General features: G+C 69.0%; 16 protein-coding genes and 1 pseudogene. 10 read left to right on the forward strand and 7 right to left on the reverse strand.

Annotated features, from left to right (window positions below):
• Positions 1 to 21 precede the first annotated feature (21 nt).
• Positions 22 to 4,758 carry an autotransporter domain-containing protein gene (locus tag C3E99_RS00540; protein WP_104959286.1) on the reverse strand — a complete coding sequence of 1,579 codons (4,737 nt, stop codon included), beginning with the start codon at positions 4,756 to 4,758 and terminating at the stop codon, positions 22 to 24.
• A 175-nt stretch (positions 4,759 to 4,933) separates the two neighbouring features.
• Between C3E99_RS00540 and C3E99_RS00545 the strand changes: the two genes are divergently transcribed.
• From C3E99_RS00545 to C3E99_RS00565, 5 genes are all read left to right on the forward strand, one after another.
• Positions 4,934 to 6,031 (forward strand): helix-turn-helix transcriptional regulator, encoded by a 1,098-nt coding sequence (locus C3E99_RS00545; RefSeq protein ID WP_158682037.1) that lies wholly within the window; start codon positions 4,934 to 4,936, stop codon positions 6,029 to 6,031.
• 44 nt (positions 6,032 to 6,075) lie between these two features.
• A complete protein-coding gene (locus C3E99_RS00550) occupies positions 6,076 to 6,552 on the forward strand; it encodes an OsmC family protein (RefSeq protein ID WP_076073709.1) in 477 nt (158 codons plus the stop codon).
• 89 nt (positions 6,553 to 6,641) lie between these two features.
• Positions 6,642 to 7,640: a porphobilinogen synthase gene (hemB, locus tag C3E99_RS00555; RefSeq protein WP_076077486.1), complete on the forward strand. Its 999-nt coding sequence runs from the start codon at positions 6,642 to 6,644 to the stop codon at positions 7,638 to 7,640.
• Between the two features lie 13 nt (positions 7,641 to 7,653).
• Entirely contained in the window at positions 7,654 to 9,909 is a 2,256-nt protein-coding gene (locus tag C3E99_RS00560) for a fused MFS/spermidine synthase (protein ID WP_104959288.1), read from the forward strand.
• Complete coding sequence (locus tag C3E99_RS00565; protein WP_067105378.1) at positions 9,906 to 10,463, forward strand: gamma carbonic anhydrase family protein; 558 nt, start codon at positions 9,906 to 9,908, stop codon at positions 10,461 to 10,463. The genes C3E99_RS00560 and C3E99_RS00565 overlap by 4 nt, the downstream gene beginning before the upstream one ends.
• A 492-nt stretch (positions 10,464 to 10,955) precedes the next feature.
• On the opposite strand, the gene C3E99_RS00570 is transcribed toward C3E99_RS00565, so the two are convergent.
• The 5 genes from C3E99_RS00570 to C3E99_RS00590 form a co-directional block, all read right to left on the reverse strand.
• Positions 10,956 to 11,618: an inner membrane-spanning protein YciB gene (locus C3E99_RS00570; protein WP_104959289.1), complete on the reverse strand. Its 663-nt coding sequence runs from the start codon at positions 11,616 to 11,618 to the stop codon at positions 10,956 to 10,958.
• Positions 11,615 to 12,538 carry a signal recognition particle-docking protein FtsY gene (gene ftsY / locus C3E99_RS00575; protein WP_076073717.1) on the reverse strand — a complete coding sequence of 308 codons (924 nt, stop codon included), beginning with the start codon at positions 12,536 to 12,538 and terminating at the stop codon, positions 11,615 to 11,617. The genes C3E99_RS00570 and ftsY overlap by 4 nt, the downstream gene beginning before the upstream one ends.
• Positions 12,535 to 13,779: a MiaB/RimO family radical SAM methylthiotransferase gene (locus tag C3E99_RS00580; RefSeq protein ID WP_104959290.1), complete on the reverse strand. Its 1,245-nt coding sequence runs from the start codon at positions 13,777 to 13,779 to the stop codon at positions 12,535 to 12,537. Before C3E99_RS00580 ends, ftsY begins: the two co-directional genes overlap by 4 nt.
• The gene (dapF, locus tag C3E99_RS00585; RefSeq protein ID WP_067110680.1) at positions 13,776 to 14,582 is read right to left on the reverse strand and encodes a diaminopimelate epimerase; all 807 of its coding nucleotides are present in this window, start codon (positions 14,580 to 14,582) and stop codon (positions 13,776 to 13,778) included. The genes C3E99_RS00580 and dapF overlap by 4 nt, the downstream gene beginning before the upstream one ends.
• A gap of 88 nt (positions 14,583 to 14,670) precedes the next feature.
• The gene (locus C3E99_RS00590; protein ID WP_076073720.1) at positions 14,671 to 16,293 is read right to left on the reverse strand and encodes a putative bifunctional diguanylate cyclase/phosphodiesterase; all 1,623 of its coding nucleotides are present in this window, start codon (positions 16,291 to 16,293) and stop codon (positions 14,671 to 14,673) included.
• Between the two features lie 286 nt (positions 16,294 to 16,579).
• On the opposite strand from C3E99_RS00590, the gene ffh reads away from it, so the two are divergent.
• From ffh to C3E99_RS00615, 5 genes and pseudogenes are all read left to right on the forward strand, one after another.
• Positions 16,580 to 18,025, forward strand: a complete 1,446-nt coding sequence (ffh, locus tag C3E99_RS00595; protein ID WP_104959291.1) for a signal recognition particle protein — start codon at positions 16,580 to 16,582, stop codon at positions 18,023 to 18,025.
• A 40-nt stretch (positions 18,026 to 18,065) separates the two neighbouring features.
• Positions 18,066 to 18,545 (forward strand): annotated as a pseudogene (gene rpsP / locus C3E99_RS00600) (30S ribosomal protein S16); the annotation flags it as partial.
• Positions 18,546 to 18,828: 283 nt separating this feature from the next.
• Positions 18,829 to 19,314 carry a ribosome maturation factor RimM gene (gene rimM / locus C3E99_RS00605; protein ID WP_104959293.1) on the forward strand — a complete coding sequence of 162 codons (486 nt, stop codon included), beginning with the start codon at positions 18,829 to 18,831 and terminating at the stop codon, positions 19,312 to 19,314.
• A gap of 30 nt (positions 19,315 to 19,344) precedes the next feature.
• On the forward strand, positions 19,345 to 19,626 hold the full coding sequence (locus tag C3E99_RS00610; protein ID WP_076073730.1) for an AbrB/MazE/SpoVT family DNA-binding domain-containing protein: 282 nt from the start codon (positions 19,345 to 19,347) through the stop codon (positions 19,624 to 19,626).
• Positions 19,623 to 20,000 (forward strand): type II toxin-antitoxin system VapC family toxin, encoded by a 378-nt coding sequence (locus C3E99_RS00615; RefSeq protein ID WP_076073733.1) that lies wholly within the window; start codon positions 19,623 to 19,625, stop codon positions 19,998 to 20,000. Before C3E99_RS00610 ends, C3E99_RS00615 begins: the two co-directional genes overlap by 4 nt.
• Before the next feature lie 12 nt (positions 20,001 to 20,012).
• On the opposite strand, the gene C3E99_RS19575 is transcribed toward C3E99_RS00615, so the two are convergent.
• On the reverse strand, positions 20,013 to 20,186 hold the full coding sequence (locus C3E99_RS19575) for a hypothetical protein (RefSeq protein WP_158682038.1): 174 nt from the start codon (positions 20,184 to 20,186) through the stop codon (positions 20,013 to 20,015).
• Positions 20,187 to 20,243: the final 57 nt, after the last annotated feature.

Below are 20,243 nucleotides of genomic sequence, written 5' to 3' on the forward strand. Positions count from 1 at the left end.
GCCGCCGCGCGGCCACCCCCGTCAGAAGGCGACCCGCGCCGTGATCCGCGCGCCGTGGCTCTGGCGGCCCGACGCGAGGGCGCCGCTGTAGGCCGCGCCGATGTGGAAGCCGCCCGCGCGATAGTCGAAGCCGGCCTCGACCTCCGCCGCATTCTTCGGGATCGCGCTGCCGCGGATCGCGAACGATGGTCCGCCCGCGACGAACCGGCCGTTCGCCAGCGCGGCGCGGTCGCCGAACGCGCGGTTCCACGCCAGCGACGCATAGGGCTGAAAGCCCGGCGCGTCGGCGTTGAGGCGCCCGCGGACGCCGAGGCTGAGGAAGCTGCTGTCCTGCCCCGCGTCGGCGACGGCGAGCGCGCCGCTGCCGCCCGTCTCCGCGAAATCGTCGCTGCGGATGCGGACATGGGCGAGGCGCGCGAAGGGCGTGATCGCGGCGCTGCCCGCCGCCAGATCATATCCCATTTCGCCGAAGAGCTGGAGCGTGTCGGCGTCGCGGCCGGAGGTCAGCGTCTGGGCGAGCGGCGCGACGGTGACGGTGCGGCTGGTGTCGATGGCGTGCCAGCCATAGCTGACCCCGAGCGCGCCGCCGAAGCCCGCGCCGGTGCCGTAGCGGGCATGGAGCGCCAGATATTTGCTGTCGACGTCCGCATGGTCGCCGCGGCCGCCCTGCCGGAAATCGGAGTTGCCGATGCCCGCGGAGAGCGCCGCCGCGAAGCCGTTGCCGCCGATGCCGACGCCGGCGACCAGCCCCTTGTGATCGGTGTCCATCGCGCGCTGGCCGCCGCGGGCATCGAAATCGCCCCAGCCGCCGAAGGCCGATCCCCACACGAACAGGCCGCTTTCGTCCGGGACGGGAAGGCCGAGCAGGGCGCCGCGCAGATGGCGGCTCTCGTCGGTCAGCCCGCTGACCGCGCCCGAAAGCAGCTCGCCCGACAGCTCGGTATAGGCCGCCTGGGCGGTCGCCGCGCTCTGCACGAGCACCGCCTCGAACAGCGGATTGTCGAAACCGAGCGATTCGATGGCCGTGGCGACGCCCGTCTGGTTGAACCCCAGCGCGACGTCGGCGAAACCGATGTCGTTGCGATAGAGCGACAGGGTCACGCGGTCGGGGCCGTAGCGCAGCAGCGGATCGAGGAAGGCGAGGTTCGACGTCACCGATCCGAAGCGTCCCTCGACGCCGCCCGCGCCGGTCAGGATGACATAGTCGGTGCGCGGCCGGTAATCGCCGCTCTCCGCCAGCACCGCGACCTTCGCCGTGGCGCTGATCGTGACCCGGCCCGTCGCGTCGATCCGGTCGGCCTCGCCCGCGGCATTGGCCTCGACCTCATAGGTCGACCCGGCCGCGAACGCGAGGTCGCCGGCGACCGTCAGGCGCCCGATCGAGTTGCCGGGCGCGATGATGCCCCCCGCGGCCGCGGTGGTCGAGCCGACCGTGCCGTTGCCGCCGAGCACGCCGCCCGCATTGATCGTCACCGGCGAGGCGATCGAACCGTTGACCGCGAGCGTGCCGCCGTTGATCGTCGTCGGCCCGGTGTAGACATTGTCGCCGGTCAGGTTCAGCGTCCCGGCGCCGGTCTTGACGAGGCCGCCGGTCCCCGAAATCGTCCCGCCGAACGCGCTGTTGTCGTCCTGATCGACGGTCAACCGGTTGGCGCCGACGACGACCTGCGAATTATCCTCGCCCGACAGGCCGCCGATCACCTGATCCGTGCCGGTGATGTCGAGCGTCCCCCCGGCGCCGAGGTCGAACTGCGTTTCCGGCGCGATGACGCCGCCGATGCGGACCGCACCGCCGAAGATGTTGGTGACGCCCTGAAAGCTGTAATCGCCGAGGAAGGCCAGCGTGCCGGCGCCGCGCTTGTCGAGGATGCCGCTGCCCGAAAAGGCGCCGAGGAAATCATAGCTGTCGGAGCGGTCGAAGACGAAGCGGCCGTCGTTGACGATTCCGCCCGCAAAGCTTCCTTCGGTGCCGCCCGCACCGAGCGTGAAGACCCCGTCGCCCTGTGTCCGGACGTCGCCGGCGAGCTGCCCGGTCAGGACGAGCCCGCCGTTCGCGATCGTCGTACCGCCGCTGTGGGCCATGTTGGCGGTGTCGAGCGTGAGCACGGCGTCGCCGACGAGCTCGACCGCGCCCGTTCCCGTCATGGCGATGTCCGCGAAGCCGGACAGCGCGGCATCGTCGTCGAAATCGAGCACGAGCCGCCCGGCGTTCGCCACCGACGCGGTACCGATCGGGTTCGCCCCGGCGGCTTCGTTGATGTGCAGCGCTGCGCCCGCGCCGATCGACACGGTATCGAAGGCGCCGACCGCCCCCGAGGTCGACCAATAGCCCGCGTCGACGTTCAATATCTCGAAATCATGCGCCGCGCCGAGCATCTGCGCGGTCGTGAGTTCCAATATGTCGCCTTCGAGAGCGAGCGTGTCGGTGCCCGCCCCCGCTTCGATCGCGCCGGTGATCGTGCTGCCCGTGCGCAATGTCACCACGTCGTCATAGTCGCCGAGTTCGATGGCGACGCCTGCGCCGCCGCGCAGCGTGCCGCTATTCTCGACGGTCGCCCGGACGTAGCTGGTCAGCGCCGCGCCGTCGGCGCTGGCGATCGTGCCGCTGTTGACGATGCTCGCGGTGAAGCCGTCGGGCCCGCCCGCATCGCCCTGCACCAGCACGCCGCCGACCGTGCCGTCGATGGTGCCGGCGTTGGCGATCGTGCCGCCGCCCGACAGGATGATGCCGAACCGCTCGCCGATGATCGTGCCGGCGGCGGCATTGGAGACCTGTGCGACATAATCGGCCTGCGCCTGCGCATCGTGGCGGAAGATCGAGATGCCGTCGGCGAGGCTGGCGCCGGTGCCGCTGATCGTACCGCTGTTGGTGACGCGGCCGCCGCCCATCAGGCGAAGCCCGTCGTTGCTTTCGCCCGCTATGGTGCCGCTGTTCGAGACCTCGGTCGCCGCCGCGAAAGTGATGAGGTTGTTCGTGCCCGGCTCGCGGAAATCGCCCGCGACGATGCCGCCGCCCGCGCCCGAAATGACGCCCGCGTTGACGATGCGCGATTCGCCGGCCGAGACGAAGACGCCGGCGTCGGACGCCGCGGCGCCGTTGCCGCGGATCGTGCCGGCGTTGGCGATATCGACAGCCCCCAGCCGCGCCAGCACGCCCGACGTCGCGCCGGCGATCGTGCCCCCGGCCCGGTTGTCGATCGTCAGCGCGCCCGACTGGTTGTTGGCGATGCCGGAGCCTGCCGTTCCGGTGATGGCGCCGCTGTTTTCAAGCGACGCCTGTTCGAGGATGCCGCCGAAGGTGGCGCCGTCGGCGCCGGTCAGCGTGCCGCTGTTGCGGATCGCGGCCGATCCGCCGAGGATCGGGTCGCTCTGGACGGCGATGGCCGCCAACCCACCGCGGATCGTGCCGGCGTTGGCGATGGCGGACGGTCCGGAGAGGATGGCGCCGAAACGGTCGCCGGTGATCAGGCCGCTGGCCGCATTGTCGAGGCTGACGATCTCGCCCGGCCGCAGGGCCGAAGCGAGCATCGAGACGCCGTCGGTCAGCGATCCCGACATCCCCCGGATCGTGCCGCTGTTGACGACGGTGCCGCCCCCCATCAGCCGGATGCCGTCGTTGTTTTCGCCGATGATGGTGCCGCTGTTGCGGATCGACGTGGCCCCGGCGTTCGATTCGAAGCTGTCGGTTTCCGGGTTGTAATAGGCGTCGGTCACGATGCCGAAGGTCGCTCCGCTTATCGTGCCGCTGTTGACGATCGACGATGTCCCTGCCAGCAGGACGACGCCGCCGTCGGGCGTGGTATTGCCCGCATCGGCGCCGTTGCCGCGAATGACGCCGTCGTTGTTGACGGTGACGCCGCCAAAGCGCGCGACAATCGCGGACCGGGCGCCCGTGATCTGGCCCCCGTCGCGATTGTCGACGACGAGCACGCCCGGCTGGTCGTTGACGATGCCATGGCGCGCCGTACCGGCGATGGTGCCGCTATTGTCGAGCGATGCCTGTTCGAGGATGCCGCCGAAGGTGACGCCGTCGCCGCCGGTCAGCGTGCCGCCGTTGCGGATCGCTGCCGTTCCGCCGAGGATCGGATCGCTCTGCACCGCGATCGCCGCCTCGCCGCCGCTGATCGCGCCGGCATTGTCGATGGTGGACGGGCCGGTCAGGATCGCGCCGAACCGCGCCCCCGCGATCGTGCCGCCCGCCGCATTGTCGAGGGTGACCGCTTCGCCCGGCGTCAGGGCCGACGCCAGCATCGAGACGCCGTCGGTCAGCGATCCCGACAGGCCCCGGATCGATCCGCTGTTGATGACGCTGCCGCCGCCGAACAGGCGGATGCCGTCGTTCTGGCTGCCGGTGATCTGTCCGCTGTTCTCGACGCGGGTCCGCGGGGCGTTCGATTCGAAGCTGTCGGTTCCGGCGTCGTAATAGACATCGGTGGCGATGCCGAACATCGTTCCGTCGATCGTGCCGCTGTTGACGATGTGCGACGAACCGGCGCGAAGGACGATGCCGCCGTCGGGGCTGTCGTTGCTGCCGCTGGTGCCGTTGCCGCAGATCGCCCCGGCGTTGGTCACGTCGACGGGACCATTGTTCGCCAGGATGCCGATCCGGTCGCCGCAGACGGTCTGCGCCGGCCCGACGTCGATCGACAGGCGCGCGGCCTGATCGTTGGCGATGCCGACGGTCTGGGCCTGCGCCGCGGCGGCCGGGACCAGGAAGGCCGAAGAAATGAGAAACCGTTGCTTCAGTGAAAGAATCATGCCCTGTCCCCGTTGTTCGTTTTTGGCGCCGCGCGTGCGGCTTCTGCTCATCGAAGCGCCGTAGCGGGGGGGATGGCGGGGGGCATCACCACTAATGGGGAATTCTGCGCCATTCGGGCGACATCCAAACGCACCGAAAATTTGACAGCGCGCGCCATTTTCCTAATCTGTGCAGATGGATGCGAGGGGGTATCTGGAAACGCGCGAGGCCCTGATCCAGGCACCGTTCGAGCCGGCGCGCTGGGCCGATGCGCTGACGTCGCTCGCGTCGCTGTGCCACGCGACCAGCGCCCAGCTGCTTTCGTTCGGGCCGACCCGCTTCAATCCGATGGTGGCGCCGGGCGTCGGCGAGGCCGATGTGATGGATTTCCTGGCCATCGGCGGCATGGACCCGGCGACGAATCATGGCCTTGCCGCCATGCTGCGCGCGGATGCCGGGCATGTGGTGACGGACAGCGAATATCTGTCGGACCACGACCGCCGCCGCGATCCCCTCTACAACGAGTTCTTCGCGAAATATGACGGCCATTTCGTCAGCAGCGGCGTCCTGTTCCGCGAAGGAGGCAGGCTGCGCAACCTCAACCTTTTCCACCATCGCCGGCAGCAGGGGCTGGGGCCGAACGAATCGGGCCTGATGGCGCGGTTGCTGCCGCATTTCGCCAAGGCCGTCGACCTGTCGATCCAGCTGGAAGGACGCGCCGCATCGCTGAGCACGAACGCGATCGAGCAGGCCGGCCCGGCGACGATCCTGTGCCAGGCCGACGGAAAGATCGTCGCCGCCGGCCGCAAGGCCGAGGCGATGCTGTCGCGGGGCGATGTCGTCGGCGCGCGCGACGGGCGGCTGCGCCTGTCGTGCCGCGAGGCGCAGGCCGAACTGGATATGCGAATCGCGGCGGCGGCGCGGCGGTTCGCGCCCGAATCGGGCAGCGTGATGGTGCAGCGCCCCTGCGACCGGCGCATCCGCATCGCATGCGTGCCGGTCCCCGAAGGCGATCACAACCGCTTTCTCGAACCGCTGGCCTTGCTGATGATCCGCGACGACGACCGGCCGATGCTCGACCGCCGGGCGGTGGGACGGACCTTCGCGCTCACCGAAGCCGAGACCAGCATCGCCGAACTGCTGATCGAAGGCGCGTCCTCCTCCCGCATCGCCGAGGTGCGGGGCGTTTCGGTGGAAACGGTCAACAGCCAGATCAAGTCCATCCTGTCCAAGACCGGATGTTCCAAGCGCTCCGAAATCCCGAACCTGATGCGGATGTATCTGTCGCTGTAGCGCGGCGGCGCCTATAGACGAGGTGTATCGACCGGGAGGCTGCGATGAGCGGGAAGACGCATGGATATGAGGTGCGCGTCGTCTGGACCGGAAACGACGGGACGGGGACCCGGACCTATCGCGGCTACCGGCGCGATCATCAGATCGCGGCCCCGGGAAAGGCGCCGATCGCCGGGTCTTCCGATCCCGCCTTTCGCGGCGACCCCGCGCGGTGGAATCCGGAGGAACTGCTCGTGGCGTCGCTGTCGGCGTGCCACAAGCTCTGGTATCTGGGCCTTTGCTCGCAATCGGGCGTCAATGTCCTGTCCTATGAGGACGATGCACGCGGCGCCATGATCGAGGAGCCCGGCGGCGCGGGGCAGTTCACCGCCGTCGTGCTGCGGCCGCGCGTCGTGATCGACGCCGCGTCGGACGCGGCGCTCGCGCGCGATCTGCACCGCAAGGCGCACGCCATGTGCTTCATCGCGCGATCGGTGAATTTCCCGGTCGAGGCCGAGCCCGAGATCGTCGTCGCCGCCTGAACCGTGCGCCGCGGAAAATCCTCTTCCTCCCGGCCGCACGGGTCATCCGGCGCTTTGCGGCGCGGCCAAGCGCCGCTATGGACGCCCGCATGACTCACGCTGCCTTTCCCGACCTGCGCCTCCGCCGCACCCGCCGCACCGCCTGGAGCCGCGCGATGGTGCGCGAGCATCGCCTGACCCCGTCGAACCTGATCTGGCCGCTGTTCGTCTGCCAAGGCGAGGGGACCGAGGAACCGATCGCGAGCCTGCCGGGCGTGTCGCGCTGGTCGGTCGACCGGCTCGTCGACCGTGCGAAGGATGCGGTCGCCGCCGGCATCCCCTGCCTCGCGCTCTTTCCCTACACCCAGCCCGAGCGGCGCAGCGGGGACGGCGCCGAGGCGCTCAACCCCGACAATCTGATGTGCCGCGCGACCGCGGCGGTCAAGGATGCGCTCGGCGACGCCATCGGCGTGCTCACCGACGTCGCGCTCGATCCCTATACCAGCCACGGGCAGGACGGGCTGATCGACGAGGCGGGCTATGTCCTCAACGACGAGACGGTCGAAGTGCTGGTCGGGCAGGCGCTGTGTCAGGCGCGCGCCGGCGCCGACATCATCGCGCCCAGCGACATGATGGACGGCCGCGTCGGCGCGATCCGCGAGGCGCTGGAGATCGAAGGGTTCGGCCATGTCCAGATCATGGCCTATTCGGCCAAATATGCGTCGGCCTTCTATGGCCCGTTCCGCGACGCGGTCGGATCGCGCGGGCTGCTGAAGGGCGACAAGAAGACCTATCAGATGGACCCCGCCAATGTCGAAGAGGCGCTGCGCGAGGTGGAGCAGGATCTGGCCGAAGGCGCCGACAGCGTGATGGTCAAGCCGGGCCTGCCCTATCTCGACGTGGTGCGCGCGGTGAAGGATGCCTTCGCCGTGCCCGTCTACGCCTATCAGGTGTCGGGCGAATATGCGATGATCGAGGCCGCGGCGGCGGCCGGGGCGGGCGAGCGCGATGCGCTGGTCCTCGAAACGCTGCTCGCTTTCCGCCGCGCCGGCGCGTCGGGCGTGCTCACCTATCACGCGCTCCACGCGGCGCGGCTGCTGGGCGCCTGATACGGTGCCGCGCATGACCGCGGTCGCCTCGCCGCGCCGCTGGCTGTTCGTGCTGACGATCCTCGTCGGCAGTTTCCTGCTCTTCCTCGTCCAGCCGATGGTCGCGCGGATGGTGCTGCCGCGGCTCGGCGGGGCGCCCGCAGTGTGGAACAGCGCGATGCTCGTCTATCAGGCGCTGCTGCTCGGCGGCTATGCCTATGCGCACTGGCTCGGCCGCTTCGCGGTGCGGCGGCAGGCGGCCATCCACATCGCGCTGCTGCTCGCGGCCGCGCTGTGGCTGCCGATCGGCATCGCGCAGCTTCCGCCGCCCGCGCCGGGTCAGGAGGCGCTGTGGGTGCCGCTGCTGCTCGCGGCGTCGATCGGCCCGGTCTTCTTCGCGGTCGCCGCGCAGGCGCCGCTGATGCAGCGCTGGTTCGCCGCCGATCCGCGGGCGGGCGATCCCTACATGCTCTATGCGGCATCGAACCTGGGCAGCTTCGCCGGGCTGATCAGCTATCCCGCGCTCGTCGAGCCGGCGCTGCCGCTCGCCGTGCAGAGCTGGGGGTGGAGCGCGGGCTATGCGCTGCTGGTGCTGCTCGTCGCGGCGAGCGCCGCGGCGCGGTGGCGCGGCGGGGCGGACATGGCCGGGGACGGCGGCGGCGCCGAAGCGCGGCCGACCGTGCGCCACCAGCTTCGCTGGCTGCTGATCGCCGCGGTGCCGTCGGGGCTGATGCTATCGACGACGACGCACCTGACCACCGATATCGTCGCGATGCCGCTGCTGTGGGTGCTGCCGCTGGGCCTCTATCTGCTGAGCTTCGTCATCGCCTTCGCGGCCGCGCGCGCGCCGGCGCGCATCGCCATCGTCATCGCGCCGGCGGTGCTGCTGGGGGTCGGCGGGCTCGCGCTGCTCAGCACGGGGGGCGCCGCGATGCTGATCGCGATCGCCAGCCTGGGGATGCTGTTCGTCGTCGCGACGGCGCTCCATGCGCATCTCTACGACCTGCGCCCCGCGCCGCGCTATCTGACGCTTTTCTATCTCGTCATGTCGGCGGGCGGGGTGCTCGGCGGCCTGTTCGCCGCGCTGGCCGCGCCGCTGCTGTTCGACTGGGTCTACGAGCATCCGCTGCTCGTCCTCGCCGCGGCGCTGCTGCTGCCGCTGCCGCCGCTGCTGGCGTGGGAGAAATGGACGCATCTGTCGGCCGGCGCGACGCGCATCATGGTGGCGCTGTTCGTCCTGATCGCGCTGTTCGCCAGCTTTCATCTCGTCCGGACATGGACCGGCGAATTCGCGGGGCCGGCGCTGCTGTGGGGCGGCTTCATCTTCGCGATCGGGCTGCTGGTGACGCGCTGGCGCTGGGCCTATGCGACGGTGCTGGCGCTGCTGATGGTCGGGCTCGGCGGCTGGAGCACGCTGCACGACAGCCTCTCGGACATGCGCGTGCGCAGCTATTTCGGCGTCTATACCGTCACCGACGATCCCTGGCGCCACCAGCGCCGGCTCGCGCACGGAACGACGCTGCACGGCCTGCAGCGCACCGACGCGGGGCATGAGCTCGACCCCACGACCTATTATGGCCCGCAATCGGGGGTCGGTCTCGCGCTCGACCGGATCGAGGCGCTCGCCGGGCCGGGGGCTTCGGTCGGAATCGTCGGGCTCGGCGCCGGGACGCTCAGCTGCTATCGCCGGCCGGGCCAGCACTGGACGATCTTCGAGATCGACCCGGTGATGGTCGACATCGCGCGCGACCCGACGAAATTCACCTTCCTGTCGCGCTGCGCGCCACATGCGCCGGTGGTGATCGGCGACGCGCGGCTGCAGATCGCGGGCCAGCCCGCGGGGCGCTTCGACATCCTCGTCATCGACGCCTTTTCGTCGGATGCGATCCCGCTGCACCTGCTGACGCGCGAGGCGATCGGCATCTATGCGCGCGCGCTCAAGCCCGACGGGCTGCTGCTCATCCACATCTCGAACCGCTTCTTCAACCTCGAACCCGTGCTCGATGCTGAGGCGAAGGCGCGCGGCTGGGCCGCGGCGATCCGCAACGACCCGGCGGGCCGCGGCGACGATCCCGACATGCTGACGCGGTCGAGCTGGGTCGCGCTCGCCGCGACGCCGCAGCGGCTCGCGCAGTTGACGGGACCCCTCAAGTCCGCCGACAAGGCGCATGAGGACGGCGCGTGGATCGCGCTTGCCGGCCGCCCGCATTTCGATCGCTGGACCGACGATTATGCGTCGACCCTGCCGATCCTCTATTGGAACCACATCTTCTTCGGACGCAGCGAATGACCCACAGCGATATCAGCATCATCAGCGTGAACGGCAAGACGCCGCGCATCGACCCCAGCGCCTTCATCGCGCCGGGGTGCCGGATCATCGGCGACGTCGAGATCGGGCCCGATGTCAGCATCTGGTACAATTGCGTGCTGCGCGCCGACGTCAGCCATATCCGCATCGGCGCGCGGTCGAACGTCCAGGACGGCAGCGTGATCCATTGCGACGGTCCGACCCCGCTCCGTCCCGACGGCTATCCGACGATCATCGGCGAAGACGTGCTGATCGGCCATCTGGCGATGGTGCACGGCTGCACGCTCGCCGACCGGGCGTTCGTCGGGCTGAAGGCGACGGTCATGAACGGCTGCCGCATCGGCAGCGACGCGATGCTGGCGGCGGGGGCGCTGCTGACCGAGCACAAGGAGATTCCGCCGCGCGAGCTGTGGGCCGGCGCGCCGGCGCGGCGCGTGCGCGACATCGACGACGCGCAGGCGGCCGGGATGCAGGCAGGCGTCGCCCATTATGTGCTCAACGGCCGCATGCACAAGGCGGCGGTGGAGGGGACTTAGACTCTGATGACTTTGGATTGACCTACTTCGTCATTGCGACCCCGGACCTGATCCGGGGGAAGCTATCCAGAGCGGTTACCGCACACTCTGGATTGCCGCGCGGCTTCGCCGCTCGCAATGACGATTCCATTCGATGTCGTCCCGTTCCAAAGTATCGTGCGTTGAATCCGCCCCGCTGGAATCGGAGTGATGCCGATTTCGTGCACGCTGCTATAGAGCATCGAGCCTTAATCTGACCCATCGTCCCGTTCGTGTCGAGCGAAGTCGAGACACTCATCGGCCTTGCGCCAGGCTGATGGGTGTCTCGACTTCGCTCGACACGAACGGATAAGAGGCGGTGCAGGTTTATGGCACGCGGCTATCGAGCTGCACAGGATAGCCATTGCGAGCGATCTCCAAGCGTGCGTTCATTCGGGCCGATGGCTGGAGATTGCTTCCCCCGGACCCGATCCGGGGTCGCAATGACGATGGGGGATTTGGCGATGTCGGCCCTCAGCCTTCGGCTTCCTCCGGCACTGCCAGACCGTTCTTCAGCATCACCGGCACCTGCGTCAGCGTGAAGAGGAAGGAGAGCGCGGTCACGCCCCACACCTTGATCGTCAGCCACAGGTCGAAGCTCATCCGCTGCGCCTCGATCAGCTCGTACATGACATGGTTGGCGATGCCGAGGACGGCGAAGAACAGGCCCCAGTTGCGCGAGAGCAGCAGCCAGCCGCGCTCGGTCATGCCTTCGAGCGCCGACTGCAGCAGATATTTGAGCATCGGCTTGCCCAGCGCCCAGCCGCCGAGCAGCAGGATGGCGAAGGCCGCGTAGATGATCGTCGGCTTCATCACGATGAAGCGTTCGTCGTGGAACCAGACGGTCAGCGCGCCGAAGCCGATGACGAGGACGCCCGACATCCACAGCATCGGCGAAATCCTGCCGAGCTTCCATTTCGACACCGCCATCGCGACGACGATCGCGGCCATGAAGGCGAGCGTGCCCTTGATCGCCCCGGCGGTCGCCGCAAAGGCGCCGCTGCCGCCCGAGCTGAACTTGTAGACGAGGAAGAAGACGAGCAGCGGCCCGAAATCGATCGCGAAGTTCAGCCAGCCATGTTTCGCGGGCGGCGGCGCGGGGATCGGCTCGGGGCCGCCGGGAAGCTGGTCGCTCATCGGATATTTCCTGCAATGATGCCCGCGATCTCGTCGGCGTCGAAGGGGCGGAGATCGTCGATCGTCTCGCCGATGCCGATCGCGTGAATGGGAAGCCCGTGGCGCTCGGCCGCGGCGACGAGGACGCCGCCGCGCGCGGTGCCGTCGAGCTTGGTCATGACGAGGCCGGTGACGCCCGCGACCTCGCGGAACACGTCGATCTGCGACAGCGCATTCTGCCCCGTCGTCGCGTCGAGCACCAGCACGACGTCGTGCGGCGCGGCGGGGTTCAGGCGGCCGAGCACGCGCTTGATCTTGGCGAGTTCGTCCATCAGCTCGCGCTTGTTCTGCAGGCGGCCCGCGGTGTCGACGATCAGCACGTCGATGCCGGTCGCGGTCGCCTGCTTGACCGCGTCGAACACGATGCCCGCGGCGTCGCCGCCCTCCGGCCCCGCCATGATTGGCACACCGAGCCGCTCGGCCCAGACCTTGAGCTGTCCGATCGCGGCGGCGCGGAAGGTGTCGCCGGCGACGAGCATCACGCCATAATCCTGTTCCTGGAACAGGTGCGCGAGCTTGGCGATGGTGGTCGTCTTGCCCGACCCGTTGACACCGATCACCAGGATCACCTGCGGGCGCGGGAAGGCGTCGATCTCGAGCGGTTCGGCGACCGGGCGCAGCACCGCCGCGATCTCTTCGGCCACGACCTTGCGCAGTTCCTCGGTGCCGGCCGCGACCGCGTCGCGCCGCGCCGCGAGCCGCTCGCGGATGCGCGCCGCCATCGCGGGGCCGAGGTCGGCGGTGATCAGCGCCTCCTCGATCCGGTCGAGGTCGTCGTCGTCGAGCCGCCCCTTGCCGGTCAGCCCCGACAGATTCTCGCCCAGCCGTTCCGACGTGCGGCGCAGGCCGCCGAACAGCCGTTCGCTCCAACTCGTGCTCATGCCGTTCCATCCTTGTCGATGCGGGTTGCCGCCATCCGCTCGCCGTCGCGCGCGCCGATGCGCACCGGCACGATGCTGCCGGGCGCCGCAGGCGCCGCGAGCGTCAGGGCGGTGAAATCCTCGCCATGGCCGCTCACGCCGTCGCGCTCGACGAGCATCGCGGCGATGCGTCCGCGCCGCGCGTCCATCCAGGTGTGGCGGCGGCGCGCATTGGCCTCGCGCAGGCGTGCCGCGCGCTCGCGGGCGACGGCGCGGCCGACCTGCGGCATGCGCGCCGCCGGGGTGCCGGCGCGCGGGCTGTAGGGGAAGATATGGCCGAAGACGATGTCGCAATCGTCGACCAGCGCCAGCGTGTTCGCGAACATGCCGGCATCCTCGGTCGGAAAGCCGGCGATCAGGTCGGCGCCGATCGCGATGCCGGGGCGCGCGGCCTTGAGCCGTTCGACGAGCCGCACCGCGTCGGCGCGGCGGTGGCGCCGCTTCATCCGCCGCAGCACCATGTCGTCGCCCGCCTGGAGCGACAGGTGGACATGCGGCATCACGCGCGCCTCCTGCGTCAGCAGCGCGAACAGCGCGTCGTCGATGCGGTCGGGGTCGAGCGACGAGAGGCGGAGGCGGTCGAGGCCGGGGAGGGCGAGCAACGCCTCGGCCAGCGCAGCGAGGCTGGTGCCGCTGTCGTCGCCATAGCTGGCGAGGTCGACGCCGGTGAGCACGATCTCGCGCTGGCCGCGGTCGAGCGCGGTGCGTGCGGCGGCGATGACGGATTCGATGCTCGCCGACCGTGCCGTCCCGCGCGCAAGCACCGTGGCGCAGAAGGTGCAATCGTGCGAGCAGCCAGTCTGGACGCCCAGGAAGGCGCGGGCGTGGTCGGCGCCGGAGAGGGCGGGGGGGTAGGACGGAGCATATTGCCGGCGCGGTTTCGCGCCGGGATTTTGGCGGTAGCTTTCGGCGAGCCCCTTGGCATCGTTGGCTACCACCCGCGCGCCCATGTCCGCGAAGCGCTGCGCTTCCAGTTCCGCCGCGCATCCGGTCACCACGACATTGGCGCCCGGCCGTTCGCGCAGCGCGCGTCGCACTGCCTGCCGCGCCTGCCGCACCGCCTCGTCGGTCACGGCGCAGCTGTTGAACACGATCGTGTCGGTCGCGCCCGCGCGCAGCGCCGCCGTGCGGACCGCTTCGCCCTCGGCGAGGTTGAGCCGGCAGCCGAAATTGACGACCTCGACGCGGGGGCCGGCGCTCATCCGAAGCGGGCCCAGTCGGTCTCGCCTTCGAACACGCGCGTCGCGGCGCCGCTCATCACGATCGGCTCGCCCTCGGCCCAGCGGATGACGAGGTCGCCGCCGGGCAGCGACACGGTGACGGGCGAGCGAACCAGCCCGGCGCGGATCGCGGCGACCGCGGTCGCGCAGGCGCCGGTGCCGCACGCGTGCGTCAGCCCGACGCCGCGTTCCCAGACGCGCAGCTGAAGCTGGTCCTCGCCGTCGAGGCTGGCGACGTTGACGTTGACGCGCTCGGGAAACAGCGGATCGCTCTCGATCCGCGGCCCCAGATCGGCGAGCGGCACGGCGTCGGCCTCGGGGACGAAGAAGATGATATGCGGGTTGCCGACATTGACCGCCGCGCCATGTTCGAGCTCGTCCCAGGCGACGGGCATGTCGCGCGTGTCCATCGGCATCGCGAGCGGAATCCGCTCCCAGTCGAACGCCGGCTCGCCGAGCGTCACTTCGGCGCCGCCGTCGGCCGGCGTGACGCGCAGCATCCCGCCCAGCGTCTCGATCACCGCGGGCTTGCCGAGCAGCGTCGCGACGCAGCGCGTCGCATTGCCGCACGCCTCGACCTCGCCGCCGTCGGCGTTGAAGATGCGCATCCGGACATCGGCCTTGTCGGACGGTTCGAGCAGGATGAGCTGGTCGCACCCGATGCCGTGGCGGCGGTCGGCGATCGCATGCGCGCGCGCCGGCGTCATCGCGACCGCATGCTCGCGCGCGTCGATGACGACGAAGTCGTTGCCGAGGCCGTGCATCTTGGTGAAACGATCCGCCATAGCGGGCGCATTTAGGGATGCGGGGCGGGGAAGTCTAGCGAGGCGTCCGAGTCCGCCCGACTCTCGCTTTCCTTGCGGAGAGGGCGTTTCACGCCTGCTTGCGCAATTCGTCTTCCTCGCCCGCCGGTGCGTCGGGCAACGCCGGCATCCGCAGCAGGCCGCGGTCGGCGAGCATCCGCGCCGTGTCGTCGGCGGACATCGCGCGCCCATAATGCCAGCCCTGCCCCTTGAGGCAGCCGAGCCGCATCAGTTCGATCGCGCTCGCTTCGTCCTCGACCCCCTCGGCGGTGATCGGCATGGCGAGGCTTTCGCCGAGCCGGATGATCGCGACGACGATCGCCCGCGCATCGGAACTGCCGCGCATCGCCGCGATGAAGCTCTTGTCGATCTTGATCCGGTCGAACGGCAGCGCGCGCAGGTGCGACAGCGACGAATAGCCGGTGCCGAAATCGTCGAGCGAAAGCGACACGCCTTGATTCTTGAGGCTGGTGACGATCGAGCGGACGAGGGGCAGATTCTCGAACAGCGAGCTTTCGGTGATCTCGACCTCGAGCTGGCTTGCCGGAAAGCCCGTTTCGACGAGCAGCTTGGTCAGCTTCTGGCTGAACCAGGGGTCCTTCAGCTGCTGCGGCGAGATGTTGACCGCGAGCATGATCGAGGGGTCCCAGGCCTTGGCCGCCTCCATCGCCTGGCGGATGACCTGCAGCGACAGTTCGCCGATCAGCCCGCTTTCCTCCGCGATCGGGATGAAGCGTTCGGGCGGGATCATCCCATATTCGGGCGAATCCCAGCGCATCAGCATCTCGAAACCGACGAGGCGGCCGCTCGCGATGTCGACCTGCGGCTCGAAATGGGGAACGAACTCGCCGCGCGGCATGCCGCCGCGGATTCCGGTCTCGATCTGGTTGCGGACCTGGACCGCCATCTCCATCCCCGGTTCGAACCAGATGTGGCGGTTCCGGCCCTTGTCCTTGCCGTGGTACATGGCGATGTCGGCCTGGCGGACCATCGTTTCCATCGTCGTGCTCGCGTCGTCGGCGAGCGCGATCCCCAGCGAGGCGCCGATGCGGATATGCTGCGCGTCGTGCGCGACCGAATCCTCGAGCGCGGCGACGAGCTGCGCCGCGAGCGCGTCGATCTGGGACCGCGCGGCGGGCTCGAAGACCAGCATCGCGACGAATTCGTCGCCGCCGAGTCGCGCCTTGGCCGCGTTCGGCGGCAGGACTGTGCTGATCCGGTCGGCCGCGACCTTCAGCACGCGGTCGCCCGCGGCGTGGCCGTGGATGTCGTTGACGGTCTTGAAATGATCGAGGTCGAGCAGGAAGAGCGCGACCTGCCGCTGCTGCGCCGCGGCGCGCGCGATCAGCTCCTGTCCCCGCGCCAGCAGCGCGCGGCGGTTGAGGAAACCGGTCAGCGGGTCGGTGTCGGCGAGGTAGCGCGCGCGCTGCTCGGCCTCGGTCCGCTCGCGGATCTCGCGGTTGAGATCCTCGTAGCGGCGCCAGCCGAACAGGATCAGCGCGATGTTGAGGACCAGCGCGACCGACAGCACCTTGTCGGGACCGCCGCCCAGGCCGATCAGCGTCTGGACCACCGCCTGCATCACGTTGCTGCCGGTGCCCACGAAAAGCAGGATCGCCGCAACGACGATGCCGCCGGCAACGATATCGCGCCGCGCATCCTCGCTGCGATCGCGCCGCCTGGGCGCCGCCATTGTCTGAATAGTCCCCACCATCGACGCGATACTGCCCGCGAAGCGGTGAAATTTGCGTTAAGTGATCCGGGGGCGGCGGAACGGCGCGGTCGCTTCGATCTTCTGCGCTGCCGCGACTTGCCTTTTGCCGCCCTTTTGCCTAAAGGCGCGGCGTGCGTCCGCATGATGCGGATGGACGGATCGACATCCGCGACGGAAATTCTGTCCACGGATAGCCGCTGGTTGGCGAGGTTTCGCTCACCGGCGTCTTTTGCGTTGCGGTGTAGGTAAGGGATTGTAAAGGCGCATGTTTGACAGTCTGAGCAATCGGCTTGGCGACGTTTTCGGAAAGCTGCGCGGCCGCGGCGCGCTGACCGAGGCCGACGTGCGCGCCGCGATGCGAGAGGTGCGAATCGCGCTGCTCGAGGCCGATGTCGCGCTGCCCGTCGTGCGCAGCTTCGTCGACCAGGTCACCGAACTGGCGATCGGCCAGAATGTCCTGCGCTCGGTCACCCCGGGCCAGCAGGTGGTCAAGATCGTCAGCGACGCGCTGACCGAGATGCTCGGCGCCGAGGCGGCCGAGCTCGACCTCGCCGTCACCCCGCCGGCCGTCATCATGATGGTCGGCCTGCAAGGCTCCGGCAAGACCACGACGACCGCGAAGATCGCGAAGCGGCTGAAGGAAAAGGAGCGCAAGAAGGTGCTGATGGCGTCGCTCGACGTCAATCGCCCCGCCGCGCAGGAACAGCTGGCCGTGCTCGGCGAGCAGATCGACGTCGCGACGCTGCCGATCGTCGCGGGCCAGCAGCCGACCCAGATCGCGCAGCGCGCCCTGCAGGCGGCGAAGCTGCAAGGCTTCGACGTGCTGCTGCTCGACACCGCGGGCCGCCTTCACGTCGACCAGCAGCTGATGGACGAGATGCAGGCGGTGGCGCGCACCGCCGAGCCGGCCGAGACCCTGCTGGTCGTCGACAGCCTGACCGGCCAGGATGCGGTGCAGGTCGCGCAGCGCTTCACCGAACAGGTGCCGCTGACCGGCGTCGTGCTGACCCGCATGGACGGCGACGCGCGCGGCGGCGCCGCGCTGTCGATGCGCGCCGTCACCGGCAAGCCGATCAAGTTCGCGGGCACGGGCGAGAAGCTCGACGGGCTGGAGACCTTTCACCCCGCGCGCATCGCCAACCGCATCCTCGGCATGGGCGACGTCGTCAGCCTTGTCGAGCGTGCCGCCGAGACCATCCAGGCCGACGAGGCCGAGGCGATGGCGAAGAAGATGGCGAAGGGGCAGTTCGACCTGAACGACCTTCGCACGCAGCTCAACCAGATGCGCCGCATGGGCGGGCTCGGCGCGCTCGCCGGCATGATCCCCGGCCTCAAGAAGGCGCAGGCGGCGATGGCGCAGAGCGGCACCGACGACAAGATGCTCGTGCATTTCGACGCGATCATGGGATCGATGACCCCCAGGGAGCGCGCGAAGCCGGAGATCATCAACGCCAAGCGCAAGATCCGCATCGCCAACGGATCGGGCACGACGGTGCAGCAGGTGAACAAGGTGCTCAAGATGCACCAGGAAATGTCCACTGCGATGAAGAAGATCCGCAAGATGGGCGGGCTGAAGGGCCTCGGTGCGCTGTTCGGGCGCGGCGGCGGCATGCCCGGCCTTGGCGGCGGCGGAATGGGCGGCGGTCTGCCCGGGCTGGGCAGCGGCGGCCTGCCGCCCGACCTCGCCAATCTGATCAACAAGAAGAAATAATCCGAATATTCCCGATTTTCAGACAAAGAAGGACAATATCATGGCTACCTCCATTCGCCTGTCGCGCGGCGGTTCGAAAAAGCGCCCCTATTACAAGATCGTCGTCGCCGATTCGCGGTCCCCTCGCGACGGCCGCTTCATCGAGCGCATCGGCAGCTACAACCCGCTGCTCGGCAAGGATAATCCCGATCGCGTGAAGCTCGACGTCGAGCGTGCGAAGCATTGGGTCTCGGTCGGCGCGCAGCCGACCGACCGCGTCGCCCGCTTCCTCGACGTCCTGGGCGTCAAGGAACGCGCCGCGCGCAGCAACCCGCAGAAGGGCGAGCCGGGCGAGAAGGCCAAGGAGCGCGCCGAGGAGAAGGCCGCGAAGCTGGCCGAGGCCGAGGAAGCCGCGAAGGAAGCCGCCGCGGCTCCGGCTCCCGAGGCGCCCGCCGAGGAAGCGGCTGCGCCCGAGGCCGCCGAAGCACCTGCGGCTCCCGAAGCCGTCGAATCGCCCGCGGCTCCGGAAGCCGCCGAATCGGATGCGACCGGATCGGTGAAGAGCGAAGCGACGGCCGAAGCCGTTGCCGATGCGGTGGCCGACGAGGTTCCGGCCGAAGCGACCGCCGAAGATGCGGCCGCGATCGCCGAGGAAGTCGCCGAAGGCGGCCCGGTCCCGGAAGCCGAAGAAAAGACCGAAGGTTGATTCTTCTCCCCTCCCGCTTGCGGGAGGGGTCGGGGGTGGGCCTGTGACCGCCAAGTCAGAGCGCTCGCCTTCGGCTCGCCCCACCCCTAACCCCTCCCGCAAGCGGGAGGGGAACGATATGGACCGTCCCGTCACCCTCGCCGCCATCGCCGGCGCGCACGGGGTGCGGGGCGAGGTGCGGCTGAAGCTGTTCGGCGAAGGCGCGGATGCTCTCCGCGCCTTTTCCGTTTTCGAAGCGGGCGGGCGCAAGCTGACGCTGAAATCGGTGCGCACCGCCAATCAGGGCGCCGTCGCCAGCTTCACCGAAATCACCGACCGCGGCGCGGCGGAGGCCTTACGCGGCACATTGCTGACCGTTCCCCGCTCGGCGCTGCCGCCGCTGGGTGAGGGCGAATATTATCACCACGACCTGATCGGCCTGCCGTGCGTGTCCACAGATGGAACCGCGCTGGGCTATGTCGCCGGCATCGAGAATTTCGGCGCGGGCGACATAATCGAAATCGAAAAACCGAACGGCAAGCGCTTCATGGTCCCGATGAATGCGCAGGCGGTGCCGGAGTGGAGCGACGACGGCATCGTCGTTGACGCCGCTTTCGTCGAATAGTATATACATAATGTATATACGGAGACGGCAATGACGAAGGAATATCGGGCCAAGGTTTTCAAGTCGGGCAATTCGGTCGCGTTGCGGTTGCCGAAGGCGCTCGGGCTGGAAGCAGGCACCGAGATGATCTTGCGCGAAGAGCATGGCCAGTTCCGTTTCGAACCGGCCGACAAGCCCAAGGCGAAGATCGACGTCAGCGGCTTCGCGGGCAAGGCGCCGGGCATCAAGCTGGCGCCGCGCGAGGACTTCGATGAACGCCCGAGCGCGATTGCAGCGCGCAAGGCAGCCGAGGAAGCGGCAAAGAAAGCGTGATCCGCTACCTGATAGACGCCGACGCCGCTGTCTATGCGATGGACGACGGACATGAATTGCTGACCGCGCGCGTCGCCGACCATGCACCGGGCGAAATCGCGATGTCTGTCATCAGCTATGCCGAAGTCGCCTATGGCACTTACGTCGGTAAGCCGCCGCCGCCCGAAATCCTCGAAGCGTTCATCGAAGCCATACCGCTTGTCCCGTTCGACGAGGCGGCGGCGCGGGCCTATACGAAGCTGCCGTTCAAGCGCGCCCGCTTCGACCGCCTGCTTGCGGCGCATGCCCTCAGCATCGGAGCGATCATCATCACCAACAATGAAGATGATTTTGCCGATGTTCCGGGGCTCCGCGTCGAGAACTGGACGCGGTAGCGCCCGGCCTGCTCAGCAAATGCCGCTTATGCCGCTGCGGCGGCGGGGGTCGGGGCTGCGTGCGTCTCGCGGGCGGCGTAGCCGGGCGATGGCGGTGGCCAGCGACGCGAAGCCGCGGTCGAGGTCGGCGCTGAAACGGCCGTGATTCTCGGCCCAGCCGCGCATCCACATTTCGTCGATCATCATTCTTCTCCTGCGGGATGGATGCGAGCCAGATGCGCCTTGCGTCCGCATATCGCCAAC

The organism is Sphingopyxis sp. MG (genome assembly GCF_002953155.1).
GTDB classification, from domain to species: domain Bacteria; phylum Pseudomonadota; class Alphaproteobacteria; order Sphingomonadales; family Sphingomonadaceae; genus Sphingopyxis; species Sphingopyxis granuli.

What these genes read in the sequence shown, in the direction of transcription:
- C3E99_RS00550 (WP_076073709.1), top strand. Translation starts at nt 6,076, where the DNA reads ATGAGCGGGAAGACGCATGGATATGAGGTGCGCGTCGTCTGGACCGGA.
- C3E99_RS00545 (WP_158682037.1), top strand. Translation starts at nt 4,934, where the DNA reads ATGGATGCGAGGGGGTATCTGGAAACGCGCGAGGCCCTGATCCAGGCA.
- hemB (WP_076077486.1), top strand. Translation starts at nt 6,642, where the DNA reads ATGACTCACGCTGCCTTTCCCGACCTGCGCCTCCGCCGCACCCGCCGC.
- C3E99_RS00590 (WP_076073720.1), bottom strand. Translation starts at nt 16,293, where the DNA reads ATGGCGGCGCCCAGGCGGCGCGATCGCAGCGAGGATGCGCGGCGCGAT.
- C3E99_RS00580 (WP_104959290.1), bottom strand. Translation starts at nt 13,779, where the DNA reads ATGAGCGCCGGCCCCCGCGTCGAGGTCGTCAATTTCGGCTGCCGGCTC.
- C3E99_RS19575 (WP_158682038.1), bottom strand. Translation starts at nt 20,186, where the DNA reads ATGATGATCGACGAAATGTGGATGCGCGGCTGGGCCGAGAATCACGGC.
- C3E99_RS00610 (WP_076073730.1), top strand. Translation starts at nt 19,345, where the DNA reads ATGACGAAGGAATATCGGGCCAAGGTTTTCAAGTCGGGCAATTCGGTC.
- ffh (WP_104959291.1), top strand. Translation starts at nt 16,580, where the DNA reads ATGTTTGACAGTCTGAGCAATCGGCTTGGCGACGTTTTCGGAAAGCTG.
- dapF (WP_067110680.1), bottom strand. Translation starts at nt 14,582, where the DNA reads ATGGCGGATCGTTTCACCAAGATGCACGGCCTCGGCAACGACTTCGTC.
- C3E99_RS00540 (WP_104959286.1), bottom strand. Translation starts at nt 4,758, where the DNA reads ATGATTCTTTCACTGAAGCAACGGTTTCTCATTTCTTCGGCCTTCCTG.
- rimM (WP_104959293.1), top strand. Translation starts at nt 18,829, where the DNA reads ATGGACCGTCCCGTCACCCTCGCCGCCATCGCCGGCGCGCACGGGGTG.
- C3E99_RS00565 (WP_067105378.1), top strand. Translation starts at nt 9,906, where the DNA reads ATGACCCACAGCGATATCAGCATCATCAGCGTGAACGGCAAGACGCCG.
- ftsY (WP_076073717.1), bottom strand. Translation starts at nt 12,538, where the DNA reads ATGAGCACGAGTTGGAGCGAACGGCTGTTCGGCGGCCTGCGCCGCACG.
- C3E99_RS00570 (WP_104959289.1), bottom strand. Translation starts at nt 11,618, where the DNA reads ATGAGCGACCAGCTTCCCGGCGGCCCCGAGCCGATCCCCGCGCCGCCG.
- C3E99_RS00560 (WP_104959288.1), top strand. Translation starts at nt 7,654, where the DNA reads ATGACCGCGGTCGCCTCGCCGCGCCGCTGGCTGTTCGTGCTGACGATC.